This window comes from Streptomyces sp. B15, from assembly GCF_018070605.1.
In the GTDB taxonomy this organism is placed as follows: Bacteria; Actinomycetota; Actinomycetes; order Streptomycetales; family Streptomycetaceae; genus Streptomyces; species Streptomyces smyrnaeus.
In genome coordinates, this window is the sequence record NZ_JAGPXJ010000055.1 from 33877 (window position 1) to 50388 (window position 16512).

Below are 16512 nucleotides of genomic sequence, written 5' to 3' on the forward strand. Positions count from 1 at the left end.
CGTTCCTGTCCCGGTGCCCACCTGCAGAACTGTCCCATCCACATGCGGCAACAACGCTTCTGACCAGCAGCGGACATACAAGCGCCGGTGCTCGGTGCTGAACTGGGGATCGAAGATGCAGCGTCGTCCCAAATCCGGTTGCCAATTGATGACGGGGCTCTGTAACCATCTTCAAAGTGCGGGGAACACCCCCCGTGCCGCTCCCTGAGAATTGCGGGCTCCACCAACACGACCAGGGACTCCAGCGGATACGCGTTGCCGCGCGTCACCCGCACGGAGGCCGGCGTTCCGTTGCGAGCGTCGGCCTCCCTCTCAAGAAGACCGGGTGCTCGGCCCCTCTCCAGGCTGGCGAGGCGGGGGGGGGGCGGGGGGCCGCGTACAGCGGCTTGCCGTCGCGGTCGACCTCCGGCCGGACCTCGCCTGCCAAGTGCTGCTCCGAGTAGCCGAGACGGTGGGGAGTCAGCGAGGGGATGGGCAGCCCCAGGAGCGGGTCGCCCGCTCCCTCACCGCGCAGCCGCACCCGGTGGCGCGGCACGGCAGCCGAAACGTACCAGCGGTTGGCCCGCAGCAGACCTCCGGCGAAGGCCACCCGCACGTCGGGCCGGTCGAAGCCCTGGGCCTGGCCCCACCACCAAGCGGGCGGAAAAACCTCGCCCCCAGGACTTCTCGGCGTATACCTGGCAGCCCGTCAGTTCCCACCGCTCGACCCCCAACTGCGCCGCACCTCCCCGCTCGCGTAGGAAACGCTCGTGCCGTGCACAGATACGGCGAGGCGTTCACAAGACCGTCCAGGCCCTGGAGAAGGACAACCGGACATGGATCGCAGACTGGAACACCGACCCCAGGCCCTACATCTGGACCAAGGCTGCGGACGAGACCCTCGAACGCCTTGCCTCATATCTGAACGGAATTTCTGACTCAGAAGACTAGGTGTTTTTACAGTTCGGCGTCGCCCCACTGCTGGACGACCACCTCGTCGCCGACCGACAGCTTCCCCGGCCGGATCACGGAGAACTTCGCGCCGAACACTACGCCCCCGCTCGCCGCTCGCCGGTAGTCCGCGAGGGTGCGCAGAGGCTCCCGTCCCCGCCGCGCTCCGACCTCCTGCTCAACCAGAGTGACCGCACAGCGCACAGCGAGCTTGGCATAGCCCAACTCGGCCCCGCCGATGGTGATGCGGCGTACACGGTCCTCGGCGTGCGGTACGGCTGCCCAGCCGCCGCCGTCGCTGTCAGGACCGTGACCGTCGCGGCTGTCGACGACGATGTTCGGGCGAAAGCGGTTCATCGACACAGGCGGGGCGCCACGCTCGGCCATCCGCCGGTTGAGGAGGGTGAGGGAGGCGCGGGACAGCAGGTGCACGGCGCTGCTGTTGGCATAGCCGGAGGGGCCAGGGGTCAGGCCGTCGGCGACCCGGTCGTGCTCCGGCGGCACGCGGACCAGGCGGCTGGGGGTACCGAGGACCTCCGAGAGCCAGGCGGCGGCGTCGTCACCCTGGTCAATCCCCTGGAAGGCGGCGCCGAACAGATCGACGTCGCGGCGCGGCGCGGACGTGGTCACCGCGAGGCGCACCGTGCCGTAACGGCCCGTCCTGTCGGCCGAGTCGAGCGTAAGTCGAGTGCCGTCGGCGCTGACGGCGGGCCGGATCAGGGCGAGGCGGGGGTGGCGGCGCTGGGTGCGGTAGACCCCGTCCTCGCCGATGACCATGAAGCTGCGGTCGTGCGCGAGGCCCGCCGGCGTGAGGAGCGCATCGCTCATCGACGTGCCTGCGCATCCCTTGATGGGATAGCAGATCAGCTCCATCACGTCGGCCATGTGCCGCCTCCTTCGGTCGACGGCCACATTAGAACGTCAGTCTTGCTGAGGTGACGTCATCGATCCCAGAGCACTGCAACCACCAGAGATCATTAGATCATTTCGTTAGGAGTTCTTAGCCCTCTCGGGTTTCGGGGTGATCCTTTGGCTCCTCGACAGCGAACCCGACATCAGCGACAGGAGCTACCCACAGATCAAGTGATACTCGGTGGACGCCCGCCAGGAGCCGCTCCACGGCGGGTCCGAGCCTGGTGCAGATGACGCATGCAGGGCGGCCCACACACGGCACCTCGGCTGGGCGGTGGTCGTGTCGGTGCCGACCCTGCTCGCGGCAACAGCAGCAGGGATGCGCCGGCGCTGTGAATCCCTCCCGGAGGGGCGAAGCCTCGTCGTGTGCAGCCTCTGAGCGGCGCCGCCGACGCGTGGCCTCAAGACGCGCGAGCGAGCACGAGCTGCCCAATCGGGGGGCATCAACCATTCACGCACTTTGACCCACCTCACCCCAGGGAGAGGTCCACGAGCTTCCCCATGGGGATCCCCGGACGCGGCTCCGTCGGGAGCAGGCCTGCCCCTGCCGGAGCCGCGCCGCACTTCATGGCGCTCGGTTCAGTTTTCCTGCGTGGCCGAGGTCTCCAGCGTTCGCTTCATGACGAGTGCCCCCTGGTCGACCATTTCGGCGATAGGCCCCGCGAGATCGTACGGCGTCACATCGGTGATCCAGACGAACCGACTGTGTTCCTCGCCGTGGGCGAAGACCTGCATCGACGCGTGATGATGCCTCGGCGCCAGTGAACCGCCGACCACCGCATAAGCGACCCGGCGGGCTTCGTCGTCGATGTCGACGAGAAGCTCATGCACCACGACGCCGTTCGCGAAGGTCACGACCCTGGTATCCGCCTTGAGATGTGTGTCTGTGACCAAGCCGGGTGCCAGGCGCCGGTGTATCTCGCCGACATCGCGGACCGCCGCCCAGACGTCGTCGGGGGCGCTCTCGACCAGAAATTCCTTGTGGATGTGAGCCATGTGTGGTCTCCCTGTCTGGTGGGTTGTCAGTCGCCGGTTGTGAGGTAAAAGGGGTGCCCTTCGGGGTCGGTGAGCACCACCCACTTGCCCTCGTCGGGCTGGAACTCGGGCTTCGCTGCTCCGAGAGCGAGCAGCTCCTTGACGGCGCTCTCCAGGTCGGTGACGGTGAGGTCGAGGTGCGCGTGCTTGCGTGCGTCGGGCCACCCTGTCGCCTGGTAGCCATCGATGCGCACGAAGGCGATCTGCATTCGACCGCCGTTGCCCAGGGAGGCGAAGTCCTGGTCGCTGTAGGTGACCTCCCAGCCGGTGGCCTTCCTGTAGAACCCGGCGAGCATGGTCGGATCGGTGCAGTCGATGACGACCGCGGTGAACTCCTCGAGAGCGGGCATGCGAGGAACCCTTCGTATGGGTGTTGGTGAGGTGTAACGGGCCCTGCCCGTACCGATGACGCGGTCTTGGTGCACTGGGCCGGGCGGCCGGGCCGGCACGTCGACCAGCCTGCTCGCGGCAGTGGGTCCCCGTCTTGAACATCCTTGCGGGGGTGATTGTCAGAGCCTCGGCGTAGCGTTCAAGGGTGCTCGCCGCCACCGCTCTCGCCACCCGACCCGACTTCAGCATCACGGCTGTGGCATGCCAGGACGGCCATGCGCGCTGGTCGCAGCCCGAAGTACGGGAGGACTACCGGGTAGTGCTCGTGCGCCGTGGCCGATTCCGCAGGCGCGCAGCCGGAGTCGACGCCGACGTCGATTCGACGATGGCCTATGTCGGCGTGCCGGGTGAGGAGGAGCACTTCGCCCACCCTGCCGGAGGCGACGACTGCACCTCAATCAGCCTGACGCCGGCGCTCTGGCGCGTCATGGCAGGTGACGTCGCGCGCCTGGCCGCACAGGGCGTTTATGTCGATGCCCGACTCGACCTCACCCATCGCCGGCTCCTGGCGGCCGCCCGGACCGGGGACGTGGACTATGCGCTGACGGAGGAATTGCTGGGCCTGCTCGCCACCACCGTTGGCCAGGTCGTCTCCGGGCGAACCCCGCTCGGCACGCAAGCCTCTGGAAACGAAGCGGCTCTTGTCGCGGCGGCCCGCCAGGCAATCACCGAAGGCCAACCGGCCTCGGCCGGCTTGCTCCCGCTCGCCGAAATGCTGGGGGTCTCGCCCTACCGCCTGAGCCGGTCCTTCAGCCGCGAACTGGGGGTGTCAGTGACCCGCTACCGCAATCGCGTGCGCATCGGCCGCGCCCTCGACCGCCTGGAGGAGGGAGAGAACAGCCTCGGCGCGCTCGCCGCAGACCTCGGCTTCGCCGACCAGGCACACCTGTGCAGGGCTATGCGTCAGTACCTGGGCCGCACACCGACGGCACTGCGACACCTGCTCGCCCCTGAGGCTTCTTGACGTTCTCCGTTACTGGGCAACGTCTTCCCCCGGGGGAATTACGTGACGCACAAGCCGTCGAGTGTGGGGAATCACTTGACCGTCGACACCGTGGACCTTGCTCAGAACTGCGGCAGCTCGCCGGGAGGCAGGTCGGGGCCAGACGCCGCACCCGCACCGGATGCCGGAACCTGCCGGAGTCCCGCCCGGCGTCGCCCTCGAACTCGACCGCCACCCTGGGGTCGATGCATCGGTGCTGCAGCGGCTTCCGCGTTCCCCAGCCCGCGGAGATGGTGACATTGCGCCAGGGTGATCCGGCGCGGCCGGCCCGAGGAACCCCGTCGATCTGCTGCCTCAGCGACGGGGACAGGGGAGTTGTGTGGGCGACCAGGCGCAGTCGCCCGGTCAGGTCCCAGCATCCCAGCAGCAGCGTGTGCGGCATGGCGATCGGACCCGTCACGGCGCCGACGACCGCGTTCTCGGTGGTGCTGGAGACGGGAGAATCTTTGTGGCCGGGCTGACAGAGTTGTGCCACCCGCCCTGGCAAGACTCCGGCACGGAGTCACGCTCTCCGAGCCCGCCGGGCCCCCGCGTGGTGCTGCAAGCGGCAGCACCACAACCATTACCGGTAGCACGACGCTGTCTCCAGGGGAAGTTCGCTGCACGCAGCGGCGGCGCGTGCACAGCGCTCGGCCCAAAGCTCCAGCGCCCGCCTCAGGTGCCGCCCCTGCCAGGTGATGGCCTCTCATCCCACCAGGTCCCCGGTACTCATGTGACGTTGAAGCCGCACCGGCTGCTGGATCCGTCTGAGACGTAAATATTTCCCCCGGCATTGTGAACTTCTGCGCCGGGTCCGCCATCGAACCTGCCGTACGACTGTCCACAGTATGCAGGGAGCAAGATGCGTAAGAAGCTTACGAAGATGGCCATCGTCATCGCTGGTGTCGCCGCCTTCTCCGGCATGTCCGCAGGATCCGCCCTGGCCGACGGTCCGGGCACGCCGGGTGACGGCATTCCGGACGCGACCTACAAGGTCAACGGGCCCAATGGTTGCCACTACTGGGGCAAGCTGCTCACACAGGGTGCGAATCCTCAGTACAAGGGTTACGCGTGCTGGAGCGACGAGAGCGGTCAGTGGCACCTCGACCTGATGAAGTGAGCCGCACCTGACGAAGGGAACCGCCCGGTGGCTGGAGCGCGCGACGTGCTCCGGCCAGCTGGATGAACAGCGTCGGGTTGACGTCGTCGGTGTTGTTCTGACCCGTGCGCTACACCCTCAGCCGGTGGCAGCGCCGCCGGGAAGCCCCTACCGTGCCCCTCTACCGCCTCGGTGACCTCCAAGCCCTCCTGGGAAGCGCGCCGACATCGACTGGGAGGCCGTGCGGGCGGCTGCAACGCCAGGACGGCGCTCCCCGTTCGCGGGGCTGCCTACCGGTGGTCGGCCGTTCGCGGGCCTGGGCCATCGACCAAGACGTACGGCACCGAGCAGTGCTGATCTGGGTCAGTCCAGGGTGACGGCGAGCGCGATGTGGGGGACGGCGCTCAGGCAGAGTTCCGTCGCCGTGCTCGGATCGGACGCGGTGCGCGTGTGGGTTGGGGGTGTGGTGGCGGCGGGTTGGGTGTCATCAGGAACGACGGCTTGCTGGGCTGTGAGCCGGTGATGTTCTTCTCGTGCTGGTGGCTGTCATAGCAGCTGCTCTTGCCCGCGGCCTGTACCGCGGACAGGGCCGGGCAGGGGGCTGGACAGGGCACAGGGCAGGGCACAGGGCAGGGCACAGGGCAGGGGGCTGGGCAGGGCACAGGGCAGGGCACAGGGCAGGGCACACAGCCAGGCACACGGCAGGGCAAAGGGCAGGGCAGGTCACCGTCCGTGGCCGGACGGCATCCGCCCAGGCCGGGCAGCGTGGTAAGTGCCAGCACGGAGCCCGACTACTCCCCATCACGGCACTCCTCTCCTCGACCGCGCGGCAGAAAAGGCAGGAAGGCAGGAAGGCGGGAAGGCGGGAAGGCGGGAGGGCGGGGGCCGGTGCGCCGTGTTGGCGAACTGGTGGCCGGCCCCGGGCCGTGCCGCCCCGACGGCCCGGGGCGGCACGGCGACGCGGCGCACGGCCCCCGCCCAGTCGGGGGTCGAGTATCGACGTGGGCGACGTGTCAGCCCTGGCCGGACGTGGCAGCCGGTCCCGCGTCACCACGTCGCTGCCTGCCCGCGCCCCGCGCCGCGCCGCCTGGGCCACGTGGGCACCGCGTCGCACCGCGTACGGCACCACGTCGCGGGACCTGGTGCCGGTCGGCCTGACGCCCCGCCGCCCCAGGACCGGGAAGGCGACTGCCCCTGACGCCAGGTGAAGCGCCGGGCTTCCTGAGGCCCCACCTGCCCGTTCGAACTGGAATTCGGATATGGGTGGGTCGGGGCAGGGTGTGGGGTCGTGGGCGCGGGCGTGGATGCCTGACGGCCAGGAGCTGGATGTTCGTGGTCGTCTCCCGGACCCGTGCCAGGGACGGCTGCTGGTGGTACGAGTGCCAGGCGATCCTCCCGGCCCGCCCCGACCGGAACGGCCACGCCCCGCCCGGGGGCGTCCTGGTGGCCATCAGCGTCGCTGCGGAGCACATCGCGCCCATCCCGGGCGAGTCCTACGAGCAGGTGCCGAGCGAGGGCGCGGTGGCCGGCCGCCAGTGGCTGGCCATTCGGTCCTCGGGCGTGCACGGGGGCGGCCCGTGGTGGCAGCTGCACCACCGCTCCTGCGGGCAGGCCCGCGGCGGCTGGCGCCGCCAGCTGGTCACCACGGATGAAGCCCGCCGGATCCTGGCCGCACTGCCCCCGGACCGCCTGTGCGACATCTGCCGCCCGGACCAACGCACGTCCTGGACCGACCTGCCTGTGGGCTGGAGCGGCCCGGCAATGTTGCCCGGGTGTTGCCAATCTTGTGGCAGCGGTTTTCTCCTCTTTCCTGCTGCAGACGCTGATGCCCCACTCCGGCCGTTCCTACTGGGAGCTGGTGGGCGGGCCGTTGGACGGGGCTGCTCCTGGACGTGACCGCCTGGCCTGCACCGCACGCGGTGGGATGGCTCGTACCGTCCGCCAGTCCGGTCGCTTCGAGGTGCAGATCGGCCGGACCCTGTGCGAGGACGACCAGCGCCGCACCGCACGAGTCATGGCCGCAGCAGGGCAGCAGGACGCCTGACCACCGGGTGTCTAGCGAGGAGGCTGACCCGGGTCTTGCCCAGTGATGGCACCCCCCCGAAGGCTTCTGCAAAGTCTTGGCCTCACATACCAGCCCCAGCGTCTACAACCTCATGACCCGCAACAGTTAGTCTCCGGCTTGACCCAATTGGCGTACTCGGCAAGGCAGGCGGGTGTTCATGACGACGAGGCAAGCCGGTGACGTGATCGGCGGGCGCTACCGGCTTGCCGCCGAGCTGGGGGCTGGAGGGTTCGGGCGAGTCTGGCGCGCCCACGACGAGACCCTGGGCGTCGATGTGGCGATCAAGGAACTGCGACTGGTGCCGGGGATGTCCGAGGCCGACCACGCGGACCGACTCGCGCGTACCACACGCGAGGCCCGCAACGCTGCCCGGTTGCGCAGACATGAGGGCATCGTCACGATCCACGACGTGCTCGTGGAGGATGATCTGCCCTGGATCGTCATGGAGTTGATTGACGGCCGTTCCCTGGGCGAGCACATCGAGCAGATCGGCCCGCTGTCGGTGGACCGGGCCGCCGACGTCGCCGTCTCGCTGCTGACGGCGATCGGCGCTGCACATGAGGAAGGCGTCGTGCACCGAGACATCAAGCCGGGCAACGTCATGCTCGCCGGAGACGGGAAGACGCTGCTCACTGATTTCGGCATCGCGGTCCACGACACGGACACCGTGCTGACCGCCACGGGGATGCTCGTCGGCTCGGCGGAGTACACAGCCCCCGAGCGCCTGCGCGGCACGGACGGGCTCCCCGCCAGTGATCTGTTCTCCCTCGGTGTGACGCTCTACCAGGCTATCGAGGGAGTCTCGCCATTTCACCGCGCCACCCGCGATGCAACGCTGGCGGCGGTTTTGCTGGAGGAGGCCCCGGCGCCGCAACGGGCCGGGCGGCTCACCCAGCTCATCACCCGACTGTTGGACAAGGACCCGGACGCGCGGCCGACGGTCGCCGAGGCGCTGGCCATCGTCCGTGGGGAGCAGCCCACTCGGGTCCGGATCCGGCCGCGGGTCCACATACAGCACGACACCAGGAGCCTTCCCGCGCCGATACCCACAACAAGCAGGGAGTACCGGGCAATTGCGGTCACCATGGCACTGATCACCGCATTCGGTGTCGCGGGCCTCCCGGATGCCGGTCCCACATGGGGACGAGTCGAGCACGACAGCCGGGTGGTCATCGCCGTGTTCGACGTCTTCGCCAGCGGGCTGCTGTGCGCGAGCCTGGCCCAGTTCCTGCCGACGGCTGTCGGCAGGGCCGTTACCCTTCTCGCACAGGCCGCCGGCTTCGGCTTCGGCTGCTTCGCCGCCGGCTTCGCCGTCCACGGCGCCGCGAAGACGCTCCAAGCGGCGGATGCGATCGCACAGCAAGACGACGCCGCGACGGCCTCGCTGACCGCGCTCACCATCGCTGTTCTCCTCGCGGCCGCACTGACCTGGCAGGGCAGGAGGCAGCGACGCCACCAGCCGCGCTAGCCTCGCATTGGCGGTGTGGACCAGACGGCTGTCAGCGGCTGGCCAGCACGCTGGCGGGTGGCAAAGGGGGCCGGGAGAGCGGTGCGCCGAACGTGCCGCAAGGGCGCGCCTCCCTCGGCCTCGCTGGCGGGTTACGGCTGCTCGGTCGGAGTCCCCTCCGCGAAGAGTGCGGCCCGCTTCGGATGGGTTGATGACCTCGAACTTGAGCAGCTCTACGCGATCGCCGACGGCGAGGTCTACCCGAGGCGGGCGAGCCCGAAGTCGTCTTCTGCATGGACGAGTTCGGACCGCTGAACCTGATACCCCACCCGGGCCGGCGGTGGGCCGAGCGTGGCGGCAGGCACAAGGATCCCGACCGGGAACCACGCCGCAAGCGGCGGGCGACCTACAACCGCTACGGCGGAGCACGGCACCTGTTCGCCGCACTGGACCTGGCCAAGGACAAGGTCTACGGCCATATCAAGCCGGTCAAGAAGCGCACCCAGTTCCTGGAGTTCTGCCGCTACCTGCGAACCCTCAACCGCCCGAGGTCCGTATCGCGGTCGTCTGTGACAACTTCTCCCCGCTCCTGACCACGAAGAAGTGCCAGCGGGTCGGCACCTGGGCCACCGCGAACAACGTCGAGATCGCCTACACCCCGACCAACAGCTCCTGGCTCAACCGCATCGAAGCCCAGTTCACCGCCCTGCGCTACTTCACACTCGACGGCACCAAACCACGTCAGCCACAAGGAACAGGGCAGCATGATCCGCCGCTACCTCATCTGGCGGAACAGGCACACCGCCGATAATTGCTTGCGCTCCCACGTCACTCGGGTCAACGTCACGTGACACCTGACGAAGGCAGAGAAATGACCACGCAGACCCACCCCGTCGACCACGAACTCATCCAGGCCGCGGCACACGTTGCTCGCACTCGCTGCCGGGGCGACAACCACACCATGGCAGCCGCGGCCCGCGCCCAGGACGGCCGAATCGTCACCGCCGTGAACGCCTACCATTTCACGGGAGGCCCCTGCGCCGAGCTGGTCCTCATCGGCGCGGCAGCCGCCCAGGGCGCCTACGAGCTCAACACGATCGTCGCAGTGGGCGACCGCGACCGAGGAGTTGTTCCCCCATGCGGCCGGTGTCGCCAGGTTCTCCTCGACTACTTCCCAGCCCTCAATGTCATCGTCGGCGAAGACGATCACATCCGAACCGTCCCCATCACTGACCTGCTGCCCGAAAGCTACGTCTGGGCCGACCACCAACTCGACGCCGAGTAGCCGCGCTACTCAGCACACGTTGGCACCGCCGACCGACAACAGGGCAAACATCGCCTGATGCGGCAGTAGCCCGTAGTTCGCTGGGAGTTGGGGTCGCGGCTCGTGTCCTGCTCTGGCGGCTCATTGCCTGGATTGGCTTTTGTGCGTGGCGTGTACTGCGGGCAGGGCCGGGGCAGGGGGTTGGGCAAGGGGGCGGGGCAGGGTACACAGCGAGGCATACGGCAGGGCATGTCACGGTCCGTGGCCGGGGCGCATGGGCCGAGGTCGGGCAGCGTGGTAGGCGCTGGGGCGGAGCCCGGCTACTCCCCATTACGACACTCCTTTCCTTGAACCGTGCGGCAGAAAGGGCGGGAAGGTGGGAGGGCGGGGGCCGGTGCCGAGTTGGTGGCCGCTCCCTGGGCCGTGCCGTCCCGACGGCCGGGGCGGTACGGCAAGGCGGTGCAACGGCGCCGGCCCCGGGGGGCGAGTTCGACGTGGGGGACGTGTCGGCCCTTGGTCGGACGTGGGGGACGCCGTGGCAGTCCGCCGCGCGTCACCACGTCGCTGTCTGCCCTCGCCCCGCTCCTCGCCCCGCTCCTCGCCCCGCTCCGCGCTCCGTGCCGTGCCGTGTGGGTCCCGCGTCGCATGGTGTACGGCATCACGTCGCGGGGCCTGGTGCCGGTCGGCCTGACGTCCCGCCGCCTCAGGATCGGGTGGCTTTGTTCACGAGTGTCGACAGCGATTGTTGAGTGCTTCGGGAGGCACCGGCACCGCGCTGTGTTCGATGGTCAAGAGGGATGACAGTTCCTGGTCCGTGGCGCCTCAGTCGTCCCGGTGGGTGGCGACGGCGTCATCTCCGAAGGACGCGGCGAGCGCCTGTGCGATCAGGTCGGGCAGCTTGGTGTGTCCGTCGTCTTCGGCCCAACGCGTCAGCGCCGTGTGCATCGCGGCCATGCAGGCGCTGGTCGCCGCCTGGGCCCGGAACGCGGCGTCGGGATCGGTCGCGTCATCCCCGAGGGCGTCGACGATGGCCTGTTGCAGCGCGTACTGGCTGTCCAGGTGCCGGGCCCGCAGCGCGGGCGTCGAGACCATGAGCCGGAGGCAGTCCAGCAGGAACTGCTCGTTCGCCCCCGGTTCGTCCCCGTTGCCGCCCGTCAGGGCGGTGGCCGCGTCGATGAGTGCGCCGCCGACGCGGCGCACCAGGGGGTGCATCGCGGAGGACGCGGCGACCTGCTCGGTGATGAGCTGGGCGGGCTGGTCGATGAGGACGAGGTCTTCCTTGGTGGGAAAGTGCCGGTACACGGTCATTGCCGAGACGCCGGCGGCCTCGGCGACGTCGGCCACCGTCACCGCGTCGTAGCCGTGGTCGGTGAACAGCCGTACTGCATGCGCCTGGACCAGGCGCCGTGTCTCGGATCGCCGTCGTTCCCGCAGGGTTGGTTGCCGCTCACTCATGTGCTAGACACTACCATCACGTTAGTGACTAACACTTAGATGGGGTGAAGACATGAGCGATCTGACGGGAAGAACGGCTTTGGTGACGGGCGCGTCGCGCGGCATCGGGCAGGCAATCGCCATTCGGCTCGCGACCGAAGGGGCCACGGTCATCGTGCACTTCGGCACGGATGAGAACGGGGCGGCTGCCACGGTCGACGCGATGGAACGCGCCGGTGGGACCGCCTTCTCCATCCGAGCCGAACTGGGCGTGGACGGCGACGTCGAGACGCTGTTCACCGGCGTGGAGGCCGCCCTGGCCGGTCGGCCGCTCGACATCCTCGTCAACAATGCGGCGGCCGCACCGGCCGGCCCGCTCGGCGTGACGACCCGGGCAGAGTTCGACCACTTGTTCGCGGTGAACGTGCGAGCGCCGTACTTCATCACCGAGCGGGCGCTGCCTCTGTTGAGCCAGGGCGCCCGGATCGTCTCGGTCTCGTCGGTGGCGACCCGGATGGCCAACTCGACCCAGACATCTTTCGCCATGACGAAGGGCGCGATCGAGACGATGACCAAAACCATCGCCGTCCAACTCGGCCCCCAAGGGATCACAGTGAACGCGGTCGCCCCTGGGGCCACCAGGACGGCGACCAACGGAGTTGCCTTCGACACGCCGGGCCTCACCGAACAGATATCCGGCATGACGGCACTCAACCGGCTGGGCGAACCCGACGACGTAGCCGACGTGGTCGCCTTCCTCGCCTCCGACGCCGCCCGCTGGATCACCGGCCAGACCATCGACGCGAGCGGTGGCCTGTTCCTCGGCCCACGCATCTGACCAACGAAGGCGGAGCGGCGATGCGCCGTGCCGCTCCCGTAGCGTTCCGGCTTCGTGGCATCCGGCCACAGAACCCACGCAGGCACGCATTCGGCGGGCCACCTGTCCAGGCCGCGCAAGGTCAGCAGGCACCCCCGCATGCGCCGACCGCAGCCGCTGGAGCCCGCGCAGCGCCTGCGAGGTGACCGTCTGCACGACGTCGTCCAGCACCAGACCGGCCAACAGCGACTGGTCACCGCGCGCCACCGCGCACACGGTGAACTGCGCCACGAGCAGCCGCGCCAGGATCCGGGAGGCATCGACGTGCCCGCGCTCCGGCAGGTCGATCCGTGCGCGCACCAGCCGGTCCAGCGCCCGGACGCTGAAGGGCCGGTGCGCTCCCGGAACTGAACCAGGGGCGGTGAAGAACCCCTCGAAGATGGGCCGGCCCAGCAGCGCCACACGGTCCTCCAACAAAGAGATGAGCTGACCTGTGCGTGCCTGCCGCCGGTAGGCATCGACCTCCCGCACCCACGTGCCGGCGCGCCCGCCCTTGGCCTCCAGCTCGGCCACAGTCTCCTCGCTGGGTCCCGCAGCTCGGGCACATCGGGGAAGCGGCCGTGCACGGCCTGGAACGGGCCGATGAGCTGCGCCAGCACGACTGTCCCCGGCCACTCGCCGTGGCCGTCAGACCGCCCACCAGCGCCTCGGCGAGCATGGCCGCGGCCTCGTCGAGGTCGGTGACCCCGCCGTACAGGTCCAGCCCGTACGCCGAGTCCGGGTCACCGACGCGCACGATCACGTCGAAAGCGTCGTCGGACGGGCGGTGGGCGCCACCCGACGTCAGGTAGACGACCGCGGCCTGCCCCGACAGGGCCTGCACACACAGCGATTCAACCACCGGCCGCACGATCCGTGCGGTCTTCCCGGATCCGGGCAGGCCGACCGCCAGGACCGAGGTGCCCAGCACCCCAGGATCCAGTACGATGCCAGCTCCCCGGTACGCGTGCGGGCTGCGCTCGGTCGTATCCGCCTGCCCGATCCGCACCTGCCGCACCACCAGGCCGTGCAGGGCCACCCAGCCGGGCACATCACGCTGCCAGGACCCATGCGGGCACGCTGCCGCTCCCTCAGCCAGCACCTCCCGCACGAAAGCCTCCTGACGCCGCTGGAGCCGCGCCACCTGCCACGCACGCAGGAGCCGCGCCCGGTCGACGTCCCCCAGCATTCCGGCGAGCAGCTCATCCCGGAGCCGGTCCGCAGCGCCCCTCGGCGCCCTCGGCGCGCAGCTGCGGCCACTGCACAGCGTCCGTCTCGGGAGGGGGCGTTGGCTGCTGCAGCGGAATGGGCGGCGCCCCGGGCGGCTGTACCGGTTGGGTCATCCGGTGCCAGATCCACCGCAGCAATTCGGGCCAGCGCCCCAGCCGGAAAAAGAACACGAGGATCGCGGCGACAATCCCGAGGGCGTAGATCCATGAGCCGACGACCCAGGACATTTCCCCTCGCATGGAATCCGGCCTGATCGCCACATACGGTCACAGCCACCACTTCCCCAAGCAGTTGTTCCACAGCCTGGCCACAAAAACCCAGCAAATCAGGCCCGAGGCGAGCGCTCCGGCCACGAGTTGCCGAGTTGGAGTGCCGTCTACGCTTCCAGGTTTGGGCGGCACATGACCGCACCACCAAATCCCCGGCTCCGCCCCGGGCCGGGGCACCCGCAGCCACGCCACCAACGCAGGCACCGCAGACGGTGGCGGCTGCCTCGGTGGCGGCGGCACAGCCGCCGGTGCCGGCACCGAGGGCGCCTGCGCCGCGGGCCTGTCCTCATTCCCCCGATACCCAGGACTCTCCGGCCATCTCCACCCCCTACTGCTCGTGATCACACGGCTCTCAATCTATCGGCGGCCTGCCCGGCGAGCCCTCCACTGCGGAACCGAACGGCGCGCACCCTGCCCCCACCGCACCTCCCCACCCTGCGCTCCCCACGCCAGCGGCAAAACCCCCTGCCCAGGCCAGGGTTGCGGGGCTTACCCCTCGACCCCTGATCCTGACGCCTCCTGTCCGGGCCGCTGCCCGCGACACCAGGGCCGGGGACCACTCACACTCCCTCGGCTGTCCACACGATCCCGAGGGGGAAGCCCATGTTCGCGCTCATCCTGATGAATGCTCTGCTGCTGGCCGTACTCGGCGTCCTGGCCATCACCGTCCTCGGCTACGCCGTCCACCGCCACCCCGCCCTCGTGGCGCCGCTGACGGTCGCTCTGGGCGGAGCGACGCTCCTGGCGACGACGGCCAACGTCGCCGTCACCGTCGCCACAGGTGCCCATTGACCGCCGCACACAGCTCACCACGCCGGGCACAGTGCAGGGCACACAGCAGGGTCCCCGCACGGCTGTGCAGCCCGGCCTCCCGTACAGGTCGCAGCGCCTGGTGAGTGGCGGCCGGGAGCCCGACTACCCCTCCGGAGCGCCTGCCACAGGGACGGGGGCGGGGGCTGGAACGGACGCCGGGGCTTCGTCGGGGCGACGGACACCCAGCCGCCGCCGCCCGCCCGCCGCGCCGGGCAAAGCGGTAGCGGGCAGCTCCGGGACGTCCTGGCGGTGGAGGCGTTCAGCAGCGAGCGGAGAACGCTGCACAGCATCTGCCGGACGGGCTATGTCGGTTCGGGTCGGTCCGGTGCCCAGCGGGCGGCGGTCAGTCACCGCCAGATTCTCACCCAACACTGCCCCGCCGCAGCGTCCTGGAGGCTCTGCGGCGGTGTCAGTGTTGGGTGGGAGGCTGCTTGGCATGGGCGTTCCGCGCCGGCGGGTCTATTGCAGCGGTCACGACGACCGACACCCCTACGCCCGCCCTGGTCACGTCTACCGCGAAATGGTCGGCGGACCGCTCGACGTCACCGGATGCGGTGACGAAGAGCTGGCCGACGGCGCGGCCCTGATCACCGAAATCGGCCAGTTCGGACCCGGCGGCCGGGCCCTCTACAGCCCCCGCCTCACCAATTCCCTGAAATGAGACGGGGAAGGTGTGAGCGGGTGGTGTGGTGGCGGCGGGTTGGGTGTCAGCCGGGGGTGACGGGGTGTCGGCCTGGTAGGCCGTCGTTTCTTCTCGCGCTGGTGGCTGTCATGGGATTGCTCATTCCTGTGCACGCGGTCCTGGGGGCTGGGTGTGCCGGCGTGTATGAGGGAGGCAGAGCGGCTGTCACGGGGTGTGGTGGTCCGTCGGTTACTGGAAGTGGACCAGGGACAGGGGTCGGTCTCGTCGTTGCATGTGCGGGTGATGGCCGAGGCCGCGGGCGTGAAACCGCGGACAGTGTGACGGTGGTTGTCCGAGGCGCGGGCGGGCGGGTTCACGCTGAATGACCACCAGTGGAACCGGCTGGCCCAGCTGGGCGGGAACGTCGCAGCCCTGCACCGGCAGATGACAAAAGATGACTCGCTGGAGAATGTGCCATCGCTGGGCACGTTGCACCGCGTTGCCCGTCTGCTGTCCTCCTCCGGGCTGGCCCTCGGGGCTCTGCTGGGCGGCTGGCTCGCCAGTGCGCTCGGTCTTCAACCACCGTTCCTCGTGGCCGGCACCCTCTTCGCCGCAGCCACGGTGATCAGCCTGCTGGCTCTCCCTCATTTCCGGGCCAGAGAGTGATGGGCCGCGTTGTTTTGGCAGTGGTTGGCCGCGTGAGTGTCAGTGAGTGTTGTCGCTTTTCAGTGTTGAGATAGTGCTGACGTTTTTGCGGTTTGGCTGCCGACGTTTCTGCGGTTTTATCGCTGCCGGTTTGGTGCGGTGTTCGCGCACGGGCAGTGCTCTGCGACTCCAATTGGCACCCCATTGTGCATACCTGAGTTCAGGTCAGGGGATACTTTCGGACGGTGCGGGGGAGTGTTTCCGATCCCCAAAACCCACCCTCATATGCATACTGGGAGCCGACTGACAGGCCCACCCCCTCCCTGTAGCACGCTTCGTGCGACCCCGGAGGGGGCGCGCGTCCGCCGCACCGCAGTACAGGGAAAGAAACAGGCCAGCAGGCCCGGTTGGCTCCGGCCGGAGGCCAGCAGCCCCGGCCCCGGAGGGGACGGGCCGCCCCGAAGGGGTGGCGGTCTTTCCGCCGCGTAGCGGCGGCGCGTCGTGTCTGCGGAGCAGACC

General features: G+C 69.2%; 15 protein-coding genes and 2 pseudogenes. 13 read left to right on the top strand and 4 right to left on the bottom strand.

Annotated features, from left to right (window positions below):
- Window positions 1–759: 759 nt before the first annotated feature.
- Window positions 760–930, top strand: a pseudogene (locus KBY19_RS36780) (IS630 family transposase); the annotation flags it as partial.
- Between the two features lie 6 nt (window positions 931–936).
- Here the strand turns inward: KBY19_RS36780 and KBY19_RS23180 are convergent.
- From KBY19_RS23180 to KBY19_RS23190, 3 genes are all read right to left on the bottom strand, one after another.
- The gene (locus KBY19_RS23180; RefSeq protein ID WP_210966609.1) at window positions 937–1815 is read right to left on the bottom strand and encodes an MOSC domain-containing protein; all 879 of its coding nucleotides are present in this window, start codon (window positions 1813–1815) and stop codon (window positions 937–939) included.
- 606 nt (window positions 1816–2421) lie between these two features.
- The gene (locus tag KBY19_RS23185; protein WP_210966610.1) at window positions 2422–2838 is read right to left on the bottom strand and encodes an SRPBCC family protein; all 417 of its coding nucleotides are present in this window, start codon (window positions 2836–2838) and stop codon (window positions 2422–2424) included.
- 26 nt (window positions 2839–2864) lie between these two features.
- Complete coding sequence (locus tag KBY19_RS23190) at window positions 2865–3227, bottom strand: VOC family protein (protein WP_210966611.1); 363 nt, start codon at window positions 3225–3227, stop codon at window positions 2865–2867.
- 185 nt (window positions 3228–3412) lie between these two features.
- Here KBY19_RS23190 and KBY19_RS37570 point away from each other — a divergent pair, with 185 nt between their 5' ends.
- The 7 genes and pseudogenes from KBY19_RS37570 to KBY19_RS23220 all read left to right on the top strand — a co-directional run bounded on the left by KBY19_RS37570 (window position 3413) and on the right by KBY19_RS23220 (window position 10145).
- The gene (locus KBY19_RS37570) at window positions 3413–4231 is read left to right on the top strand and encodes a helix-turn-helix transcriptional regulator (protein WP_210966612.1); all 819 of its coding nucleotides are present in this window, start codon (window positions 3413–3415) and stop codon (window positions 4229–4231) included.
- Between the two features lie 880 nt (window positions 4232–5111).
- Window positions 5112–5369, top strand: a complete 258-nt coding sequence (locus tag KBY19_RS23200; RefSeq protein ID WP_210966613.1) for a hypothetical protein — start codon at window positions 5112–5114, stop codon at window positions 5367–5369.
- A gap of 1305 nt (window positions 5370–6674) precedes the next feature.
- Window positions 6675–7244, top strand: coding sequence for a DUF6233 domain-containing protein (locus tag KBY19_RS36790; RefSeq protein WP_247691319.1), 570 nt, complete (start codon window positions 6675–6677; stop codon window positions 7242–7244).
- Window positions 7135–7392 carry a hypothetical protein gene (locus KBY19_RS23205; RefSeq protein ID WP_210966614.1) on the top strand — a complete coding sequence of 86 codons (258 nt, stop codon included), beginning with the start codon at window positions 7135–7137 and terminating at the stop codon, window positions 7390–7392. The genes KBY19_RS36790 and KBY19_RS23205 overlap by 110 nt, the downstream gene beginning before the upstream one ends.
- Window positions 7393–7570: 178 nt before the next feature.
- Window positions 7571–8881 (top strand): serine/threonine-protein kinase, encoded by a 1311-nt coding sequence (locus KBY19_RS23210; RefSeq protein ID WP_210966615.1) that lies wholly within the window; start codon window positions 7571–7573, stop codon window positions 8879–8881.
- Between the two features lie 201 nt (window positions 8882–9082).
- Window positions 9083–9711, top strand: a pseudogene (locus KBY19_RS37575) (transposase); the annotation flags it as partial.
- Window positions 9712–9731: 20 nt separating this feature from the next.
- On the top strand, window positions 9732–10145 hold the full coding sequence (locus KBY19_RS23220) for a cytidine deaminase (protein ID WP_210966616.1): 414 nt from the start codon (window positions 9732–9734) through the stop codon (window positions 10143–10145).
- Between the two features lie 801 nt (window positions 10146–10946).
- On the opposite strand, the gene KBY19_RS23225 is transcribed toward KBY19_RS23220, so the two are convergent.
- Window positions 10947–11579 carry a TetR/AcrR family transcriptional regulator gene (locus KBY19_RS23225; protein WP_210966617.1) on the bottom strand — a complete coding sequence of 211 codons (633 nt, stop codon included), beginning with the start codon at window positions 11577–11579 and terminating at the stop codon, window positions 10947–10949.
- A gap of 52 nt (window positions 11580–11631) precedes the next feature.
- On the opposite strand from KBY19_RS23225, the gene KBY19_RS23230 reads away from it, so the two are divergent.
- From KBY19_RS23230 to KBY19_RS23250, 5 genes are all read left to right on the top strand, one after another.
- Window positions 11632–12396: an SDR family oxidoreductase gene (locus tag KBY19_RS23230; protein ID WP_210966618.1), complete on the top strand. Its 765-nt coding sequence runs from the start codon at window positions 11632–11634 to the stop codon at window positions 12394–12396.
- A 138-nt stretch (window positions 12397–12534) separates the two neighbouring features.
- On the top strand, window positions 12535–12786 hold the full coding sequence (locus KBY19_RS23235) for a hypothetical protein (RefSeq protein WP_210966619.1): 252 nt from the start codon (window positions 12535–12537) through the stop codon (window positions 12784–12786).
- A 1730-nt stretch (window positions 12787–14516) separates the two neighbouring features.
- Entirely contained in the window at window positions 14517–14705 is a 189-nt protein-coding gene (locus tag KBY19_RS23240) for a hypothetical protein (RefSeq protein ID WP_099887060.1), read from the top strand.
- A gap of 457 nt (window positions 14706–15162) precedes the next feature.
- The gene (locus tag KBY19_RS23245) at window positions 15163–15387 is read left to right on the top strand and encodes a hypothetical protein (protein ID WP_210966620.1); all 225 of its coding nucleotides are present in this window, start codon (window positions 15163–15165) and stop codon (window positions 15385–15387) included.
- 309 nt (window positions 15388–15696) lie between these two features.
- Window positions 15697–16014 carry a hypothetical protein gene (locus KBY19_RS23250; RefSeq protein WP_210966621.1) on the top strand — a complete coding sequence of 106 codons (318 nt, stop codon included), beginning with the start codon at window positions 15697–15699 and terminating at the stop codon, window positions 16012–16014.
- The last annotated feature ends 498 nt before the right edge of the window (window positions 16015–16512 follow it).

Excerpts from the sequence above, each read along its gene's own strand:
- KBY19_RS23180 (WP_210966609.1), bottom strand. The coding sequence starts at position 1,815 with ATGGCCGACGTGATGGAGCTGATCTGCTATCCCATCAAGGGATGCGCA.
- KBY19_RS23185 (WP_210966610.1), bottom strand. The coding sequence starts at position 2,838 with ATGGCTCACATCCACAAGGAATTTCTGGTCGAGAGCGCCCCCGACGAC.
- KBY19_RS23190 (WP_210966611.1), bottom strand. The coding sequence starts at position 3,227 with ATGCCCGCTCTCGAGGAGTTCACCGCGGTCGTCATCGACTGCACCGAT.
- KBY19_RS23200 (WP_210966613.1), top strand. The coding sequence starts at position 5,112 with ATGCGTAAGAAGCTTACGAAGATGGCCATCGTCATCGCTGGTGTCGCC.
- KBY19_RS36790 (WP_247691319.1), top strand. The coding sequence starts at position 6,675 with ATGTTCGTGGTCGTCTCCCGGACCCGTGCCAGGGACGGCTGCTGGTGG.
- KBY19_RS23210 (WP_210966615.1), top strand. The coding sequence starts at position 7,571 with ATGACGACGAGGCAAGCCGGTGACGTGATCGGCGGGCGCTACCGGCTT.
- KBY19_RS23220 (WP_210966616.1), top strand. The coding sequence starts at position 9,732 with ATGACCACGCAGACCCACCCCGTCGACCACGAACTCATCCAGGCCGCG.
- KBY19_RS23225 (WP_210966617.1), bottom strand. The coding sequence starts at position 11,579 with ATGAGTGAGCGGCAACCAACCCTGCGGGAACGACGGCGATCCGAGACA.
- KBY19_RS23230 (WP_210966618.1), top strand. The coding sequence starts at position 11,632 with ATGAGCGATCTGACGGGAAGAACGGCTTTGGTGACGGGCGCGTCGCGC.
- KBY19_RS23235 (WP_210966619.1), top strand. The coding sequence starts at position 12,535 with ATGCGCCGACCGCAGCCGCTGGAGCCCGCGCAGCGCCTGCGAGGTGAC.
- KBY19_RS23240 (WP_099887060.1), top strand. The coding sequence starts at position 14,517 with ATGTTCGCGCTCATCCTGATGAATGCTCTGCTGCTGGCCGTACTCGGC.
- KBY19_RS23245 (WP_210966620.1), top strand. The coding sequence starts at position 15,163 with ATGGGCGTTCCGCGCCGGCGGGTCTATTGCAGCGGTCACGACGACCGA.